The organism is Nonomuraea sp. NPDC048826, assembly GCF_043198225.1.
GTDB lineage: Bacteria > Actinomycetota > Actinomycetes > Streptosporangiales > Streptosporangiaceae > Nonomuraea.
Window position 1 is genome coordinate 1 of record NZ_JBICUQ010000029.1, and the last position, 1,663, is coordinate 1,663.

The following is a 1,663-nucleotide window of genomic DNA, read 5'->3' on the forward strand; positions in this document are numbered from 1 at the left end:
CCTGAGTTGGCTCAATTTAGTGCGCACCTTCGGGAGCGTGGATCTGCTTGAGCGCGTTGCGTAGGCCGGGTGGCAGGGGGTCGGCGGCGGTCAGGACGTGGTCGCCGGCTTGGATGCGGATAGTGCGGCAGCGGCGAGCGGTGCGGACGAACTTTTTGATCGACCATCCGGTGCGGGCTTCGATCCACCGGCCGACGGCCAGGGCGGCGAACACGATCGTCAGGTGCGCGTCGATGGATTCGCGTTTGTGGTGGTAGATGGGCCGCGCTTTGAGGTCGTGCTTGCTCATCCGGAAGGATTTCTCGATCTCAAACAGCCGGTGGTAGGAATCGATGACGAACTGGGCGGTGACGGGCGTGCCGTCGGGGCAGGCGGCGAGGTTGGTGATGTAGCCCTTGAGCCCGGCCAGGTCTTTGGCCTTGACCACCAGTTCGGTGTTGACGCTCTTGGCGGCGCCGGTCAGCTTGATGAACCGGTTGCGTTTGACCGGCGCCTGCCCGTCGACGGCGCGCTGGGCCTTGGTGACCTGCTCGTCGATGCCGCGCAGGGTGCGCCGGGCGCGGTCGGCCCGGTACTGGTAGTAGATCATCTGGTCGCGGCGGGGCCGGGCCGCGCCAGACGGCCAGGGCTGGACGAAGATGTGCCCGTCCGGGATCGGGATGCCGGGGTTGTCGCGTCGCCACTGCTTGACCGCATACGGGACCTCGGGGATCTTCACCCCGAGGATGAACGACAGCCCTGCGGCCTCGATGGCCTGCTTGTTCGCCTCGGAGATCATCCCGGCGTCCGCCACGATCGTGACGTCCGGCAGGTTGTGTGCGGCCATGAATTCGGTGATGACCGGGAGCATGGTGTGCGTCTCGGCCTTGTTGCCCTCAAAACCGGCCACCATCAGCGGGAACCCGGAGGCGTCGGTGAGCAGCCCGATGGTGATCTGCGGGTCCAGGCGGCGTTCCTTGGAGAATCCCGGCTCGCGGAACCCGTCGCCGGCGTCGGTCTCGAAGTGCAGAGTCGAGACGTCGTACAGCACCAGGCTGGCCGGTCCCAGCCGCGCGTGCGCTGCGCATGCTGCCGCCAGCGCCTGGCGCCACTGCGGCTTGGCGAAGGTGGGCAGATGGCGCTTGACCGTCGCGTAGGAGGCGGCTCCGATTCCGGCCTCGGCAAGAACGCGCAGGCTGTCGCGCTTGCTGGTCGGTTCGATGACCCGTGCGAGCACCAGTTGCCGAAACACCTCATCGCCTTCGGCTGCGGTGTCGAATCCGAGCGAGGTGTAGGCACGGTCCAGCGCGTCGTGCAGGTGCTCCATTCGCGAGTCGACGATTTCAAGCGGGCCGCCCGATGCCGGGCCGCCTTCCAGGCCCAGGTCCAGCTCTTGCTGTCCGGCGGCCAGCCGTTGCCGTGCCACCGCCTTGAGCGTCTCCAGCTCGGCGTCGTCGTGCGCCGAGCCGATGTGCTCGATCTCCCGAGACCCGCGGCGGGAGGAGTACACGATCTGTACCGCACGGGCACCTGACGCGGTTTTCACCGTCCGCACGTACGGAGACACGGCCACCAGCGTAGAGACGTGATCGATTTAGTGCGCACTTTCGCCGCCCTCAGCGGAGAACCACAAGGTCAGCGGCCTGCACTCAGTCGTGATCTTGAAACGTGAGCCAAGTCAGGT

At 66.7% G+C, this 1,663-nt stretch carries 1 protein-coding gene; it reads right to left on the bottom strand.

What is annotated here, in order from left to right:
* Positions 1 to 16 precede the first annotated feature (16 nt).
* Positions 17 to 1,546: an IS1634 family transposase gene (locus tag ACGFI7_RS41740; protein WP_393415418.1), complete on the bottom strand. Its 1,530-nt coding sequence runs from the start codon at positions 1,544 to 1,546 to the stop codon at positions 17 to 19.
* Positions 1,547 to 1,663 lie beyond the last annotated feature (117 nt).